Below are 5,383 nucleotides of genomic sequence, written 5' to 3'. Positions count from 1 at the left end.
ACCCTCCTGCGCCGTAGGCGACAGCCGCCGCATGTCCCCGACCTCGATCACACCGTGTCAACGAGCAGGCAACCAAGCCGTTTCGGCTCAATATGGGTAGTGGCTCTTGGGTAGGTGATGGTCGACCTGGCGCACCCTGCCGATGCCGCAGAGCGGGCACTTGGGCTGGAGGTTCTTGATGCGTTCGTAGATGGGCCGGCCCTCGCGCTGCTCAGAGCCAGCTGGACCCGCTACGCCCACTCGACGCCGTGCTCGGCGAGCTGTGCGAGCTGTTCCGGGGTGAGTTTGTCCCGGCGGGCCTTCTGGTTGTTGAGCCAGGTCCCCAGTGACGTCCCGCCTTCCTTGTGGGCGCGCGGGACCTGGGCGTGCCCCTCGCGCTCGACGAAGGCCGCGAGCGCCGCAAGGCCGGCGCCGAACCGGTCTGTGCGGGACACCTTCGGCTTCGCCTCCGCAGCGGCCTTGGCGGCCACCAGCTCCTGGTCCTCCTGGATACCGATCGCCGACAGCAGGTCCCGCTGATCCGCCTCCAGGCCTGGCCAGCCAGCCCGTTGCGCCTTCACCCAGCGTCCGAGTTGCTCGCCTTCGTACACCGTGTCCGCGGGCAGCCTGGTCCAGTCGACAAGGCCGTCGGAGTCCAGCCACCACAGCCGGGCCACGCTGTAGGTGCGCTGCCAGGTGATCGGCCAGGCCGGGCACCACCACGGGTCGATCTCCTCCAGCGCCAGCCGCCGCTCCGGCGCGAGCGAGCCCGGCTCCCCGGCCGCCAGCTACGGCCTTCCCCCGCAGCGCCTCGTCGTCGTTGGCGAGGTCGGCGAGCAGCACTTCGGCGAGGGCGTCTTGGTGGCCGGAAATGCGTGGTCGATTGAACCGGCGGAGTCCGGTGGCCGTGCAACTGTGTGCCTACGTCTGATCACGACGGCCAGTCAGTTCGACGTGAGCACTCTCGGCGCCCGACTGCGGCGAGTTTCCCGGGTACGAAGGGATCAGGAATTCAGTGATGGCTTTACATACAGGCCGGTGGATGAGATCGGTGGCGGCCGGGGCGTTGTCGGTCCTCGTGATTGCTGGCGGGCAGGTGTCGATAGCCTCGCCGTCCTCGGCGGCGTCCGTTCCGGCGTCGCCGCGCGGGAGTCTGGTCGGCACGCTCAGCGCGGCGACGACCGACATGAAGCAGACCTCGGTGTCCGCCCCGCTCAACGCCTCGACGAACAGCTGCCCTCCGGCTGACCCCTCGAGGACGGGCCCGCAAGACAGGTCCTGTCTGGCCGTGGAACCGGCTCCGCCCGCGCAGGGGACTGAGAAGCCCGCCTCGGAGGCTGCCGTCGCCGCCGGTGAGGGAGTCTGCAGCCTGGCAGCGGCGGGCTCCTGGTGGTACCAGCGGTTCTCCTCCTGCCTGAGGGAAGCGAGGACCACCTTCACCCACTGGAACGACAAGGGCGCCGTTGTTGGTACCGGAGTGCTGGTGATCACCACCAGCATGACGCTCAACGCCACCTCGACGACCTGGAACGAGCTGGTGACGGTCAAGCTGGAGTCGGCGACCGGTGACGTCACCCGGCTCGACGTCGGATTCGACGTGAGCTGCGACTCACAGTGCACAGCCACGGCCCCCACCCCGTGGACGGGCCAGCGCTCGCTCGGGATCGGCGATCAGGTCTCTGGCTCGGTCACCTACGCCGAGAGCCTGCCGGCGGGAGGCATCGACCGCAATATCACAACCAAGTACCACATGTTCGTCACCATGGCCGGCGTGCAGCCGACCCAGCCAAACGCCAACTGGACCAACGGCCGCTTGATCCGCTGCGACAACGAAGTCGGGCAGTACCCCGGGTGCGTCTACCCGGATGTACGGGCCAACCTCGTGCTGCCGTTGAGCCAGTACGGCGCCGCTGCCGCCACCTATGCCTGGGCGATCCAGAACATGTCCGACCACTGGGGCGCCACGGATAATCCGCTGCAGCGCATGAAGGGCGAGGATCTCGCGAAGGCCAATCGCCGCGTAACGTGCGAAGACGGGACGTTCAACCCGCTGGCTGCCGTCACCAACGACTCCTGCGACGAGTACCCGTTCGCCGGAACCTACCAGGGCGGCCATACCGGATGCGCGGACATCGTCCCGCAGCTCGAGAACGGGCAGTGGATGTTCTACACGGTGAAGGGCCGGCCCGACGTCACCAAGTACGAGCCCTGCGTCCGCGGCCACGTCCCCCTCACACAGAACTCGGCGGCGGGCGGCAAATACGGCAGTTTCGTGCAGACCGACCGCGTCCTGGACACCGAGAAGTTCGTCGTCAGCGTCACGTCCTGATACCGAGCGGCTGTGCCCCGGAGCGTTCCCGGGGCGCAGCCCTTCCTTTGAGGAGGAACCTGTGGTCGATCGTGTACCGGTGTGGTGGGAGTGGGCGCAGAGCGATCTGGTGCCCACGTTTTGTCTGAACCTGGTGCGGGGTCTGTCGGTGGGGGAGGTGGTCGCTGCCTACGGTGCGGATGCGGAGCGGGCGCGGCTGCTATCGGCCGCAGAGGCGAGCACGCTGTATCCGCTGGCGGCCGGTGCGCTGTTGAGGGTAGGACAGCTTGGTGGGTGGACGTTCTGTTTCGAGGACCGGGAGGCGGAGGGGGCGAAGCCTGGTGTGCTGGCCCGGCTGTGCGAGCACAGCGAGGTCGTGCGCCTGTTCTACGCGGTCGGTATGACCGTGGTCGAACGCTTGGGGAACGGCCGACAACTCGAGTGCTTCGAGCCCGGCCAACACCATCCGCCCCAGGGCAGCGGACCTCATGAGCTCTACGACGCCGTCCGTGCCGAACTGCAGAACCCGCAGGCGTCCTCCATGACGGGGGCGGCCTTGCATGCCGTCGCCCGGTATGCCGGCATCAAGATCCGGTGGGAGACGCTCACAGGGCCGCTTCAGACCGCCTACATGCCCGACGCCCAGCGCGAATCACTCGCCCTGACACCCCCACCTCCCGGCTGCAGCGCACCGCTCGCTGACCTCGGCCAATTCATCGGAACCCTCGACGTTATGCAGAGCACTGAGGAAGCCGAAAACCTCCGGGACGGCTGGACATTGGGCTGAGTCGCCCAGTGGTGGACCCGTAGGTACGGAGCCACCATGTCGGCGAGCGCCGCCCGTGCCCAACCCGTCGGGCGGCGCGCTCGACGGCCTGCTCCTGGACGTCACCGGCTGGGACGTCGAGCAACTCGCCGAAGGCGCCGATCCCGTGGTCGTTGCCGACATCGACACACCGATCGGCCGCGCCCCGCGCCTGTTCGTCGGCTGTCGTGCGGCCAGCTCCCGGAACTGCTCACTGTGCCGGTGTGCGCGGGGCCTGGTGACCGGTGTGGTCGATGCCCCGCCGTGGTCCGCGGACGCGGGGGATGATGGGCCGGGGCCTGGCACAGGGAGGTGTGCCGGGGCGGGGAATGGGGCAGGGAGCGTCGCGTGGAGATCACAGCGGGTGAGCTGATGGGCGGGGCGTGGCCGGAGCTGATGCCGGGCCAGTGCCCGGTGCTGGTGGTGCCCGCCGCCGTGGGGCGTCCGGTGACGGCAGGGGAGGGCTGGGCCCGCGACGCGGGCGTCCTGGAACGCGATCCGGCACCGGGCTGGTCCGCGATCGCGGCTGCGCCTGGCCTGACGGTACGTCGGCCCGACGGCGGGGCCTGGTTCGACGGACAGGTCACCGCCGGGCGCGAATGGTGGCGGGCGCTGCGCGCGCACGAAGTCCTGCTGCTGGTGACCGGACCGTTCACCGGCGTCTTCGATTTCCGCCCCGCCGCTGCAGCCGGGAACCTCGCCCTGCTGACCGTACGGGCCCGTTCCGCCACCCGCCCCTGACCCGTCCCGGCCCCGCACGGTGGCATGCCGGCCCGGCGGGCCGGGGCCACCGGCGTCCGCAGCCGGACGCGGCGCGCGGGCGTCCAGACGGCCGTCAGGCCGTCTCTGCCGGGCCTGCCCGCCGCGTTCCTCCGACGCGGTGGGCACGGGCGGGCCAAGCCGGGCTGATCGACTCGCAGTCCGTCCGCACCGCCGACACCGTGCCCGCCGCGACCAGAGGCTTCGATGCTGGCAAGAGGGTCAGGGCCGCAAGCGGTTCCTGGTCACCGACACCCTCGGTCTGCTGGTCGCGGTCCACGCGGTCCACGCGGTCGCCGCGAGCGTCCAGGACCGCGACGGCGCCCGCCGCCCCCGGGCTGCAACCGCCGCGAGGACGAGTACGACTGGACGCCCGGCGCCAGCGACGGCACCAGGCTCTGCTACGACTGCCGCAAGGAAGCCGACGACACCCGCGAGCACAACGCCCTGCTCGCCGCCCGCCGGGCGAACGCCGCCATGCACCCCTGCCACACCTGCCATGGCTCCATCGGAGGCAAACCGGACTCGATCGCCGAACTGCACAAGCCGGCCGACCCGTACCGCCTGGAATGCCCCGACTGCGACGACAAACGCCACGCCAACGGCCGCCCGCCGATCATCCTTCCCCTGCCCACCAACCGCGACCGCCGCCGCGCCGCGGACGGCAGCGGGCCGGCCGTCGCCAGCATCGGCTCGATGTGGGGCAGCCGCACCCGCGCGGACGCGCGAGCCGCTGTCGGACGGTCGCAGCCCGTGCGGCCACGACAGGGATCGCCGTGGCCGCACGGGCTGAGGCGAGGAAGACCGCCGGCGGGAGCTCCTCGCCCGGCCAGTGCCACATCAGGCAACCTTCGCCCCGTCCTGGATACGGTGAGCCCGTGAGCGGAAATGACCAGCCAGACCTGGGCGAGATCGAGTCGTGGTTCGCTGCAGTAGTCGAGGGACGTGTGAGCCGGGATGCAGCCGACCGGTGGGCCGGCCGATGGTTCCTCGATGACGAGTTGGAATGGGACGATCTGTCACGGTGGGCCCTGGAGCTCCTCTACGGGATCGACCTGCGGCCGGGTCCTGAGGAGCCGTACCTGCACGACGACGAGCAGGTACGGGAGTGGCTTGAGGAGCTGAGGCGGCGCCGTGCGGGGTAGCGGGACCGTGAAGGCTCGTGCCCCGTCCGCCCCTGACACGCGAGGTTGATGCGGCACTAGGCCGTGTCCTGCCGATCAGTTGAGTCGTTGATACGACTATGGGGAGTAGGGGTGATCTGACTGACAGTCAATGGGAGCGGCTCCGGCCGCTGCTGCCGGTGAGCAACGGGCGTTGTGGCAGGTGGCGGGACCACCGGCAGGTCATCGACGGCATCCTGTACCGGACCCGGACAGGCGTGCCGTGGCGGGACCTTCCGGAACGCTACGGCTCATGGAAAACCGTCCATGAGCGGCATCGTCGCTGGTCGGCGGACGGGACGTGGGAACGTCTGCTCCAGCGGGTCCAGGCGGAGGCGGATGCCGCCGGTGGCATCGACTGGGACATCT

The 5,383-nt window shown here is 69.9% G+C and carries 7 protein-coding genes and 1 pseudogene; 6 read left to right on the top strand and 2 right to left on the bottom strand.

The annotated features are described in order from the left end of the window. Positions 1–230 precede the first annotated feature (230 nt). Positions 231–656, bottom strand: a complete 426-nt coding sequence (locus ACFU7Y_RS39295) for a helicase associated domain-containing protein (RefSeq protein ID WP_380771239.1) — start codon at positions 654–656, stop codon at positions 231–233. Between the two features lie 244 nt (positions 657–900). Then, positions 901–1,479, bottom strand: a complete 579-nt coding sequence (locus tag ACFU7Y_RS39290) for a hypothetical protein (protein ID WP_380771238.1) — start codon at positions 1,477–1,479, stop codon at positions 901–903. Here ACFU7Y_RS39290 and ACFU7Y_RS39285 point away from each other — a divergent pair. The 6 genes and pseudogenes from ACFU7Y_RS39285 to ACFU7Y_RS39260 all read left to right on the top strand — a co-directional run. Next, positions 1,463–2,308: a hypothetical protein gene (locus tag ACFU7Y_RS39285; protein WP_380771237.1), complete on the top strand. Its 846-nt coding sequence runs from the start codon at positions 1,463–1,465 to the stop codon at positions 2,306–2,308. The two genes, ACFU7Y_RS39290 and ACFU7Y_RS39285, sit on opposite strands and share 17 nt — an antisense overlap. A 61-nt stretch (positions 2,309–2,369) precedes the next feature. Next, positions 2,370–3,074, top strand: coding sequence for a DUF6461 domain-containing protein (locus ACFU7Y_RS39280; RefSeq protein ID WP_380771236.1), 705 nt, complete (start codon positions 2,370–2,372; stop codon positions 3,072–3,074). A 366-nt stretch (positions 3,075–3,440) separates the two neighbouring features. Continuing rightward, entirely contained in the window at positions 3,441–3,833 is a 393-nt protein-coding gene (locus tag ACFU7Y_RS39275; protein ID WP_380771235.1) for a hypothetical protein, read from the top strand. Positions 3,834–3,979: 146 nt separating this feature from the next. After that, positions 3,980–4,182, top strand: a pseudogene (locus ACFU7Y_RS39270) (transposase); the annotation flags it as partial. A gap of 547 nt (positions 4,183–4,729) precedes the next feature. Beyond that, entirely contained in the window at positions 4,730–4,996 is a 267-nt protein-coding gene (locus ACFU7Y_RS39265; protein ID WP_224284584.1) for a hypothetical protein, read from the top strand. 98 nt (positions 4,997–5,094) lie between these two features. Then, positions 5,095–5,383: IS5 family transposase (locus ACFU7Y_RS39260; RefSeq protein WP_380771234.1), on the top strand; the 289-nt coding region annotated here is incomplete at its 3' end.

The organism is Kitasatospora sp. NPDC057542 (assembly GCF_042801945.1).
Taxonomy (GTDB): domain Bacteria; phylum Actinomycetota; class Actinomycetes; order Streptomycetales; family Streptomycetaceae; genus Kitasatospora.
This window is presented reverse-complemented; position numbering and strand designations above follow the sequence as displayed.

Excerpts from the sequence above, each read along its gene's own strand:
- ACFU7Y_RS39290 (WP_380771238.1), bottom strand. The coding sequence starts at position 1,479 with ATGCTGGTGGTGATCACCAGCACTCCGGTACCAACAACGGCGCCCTTG.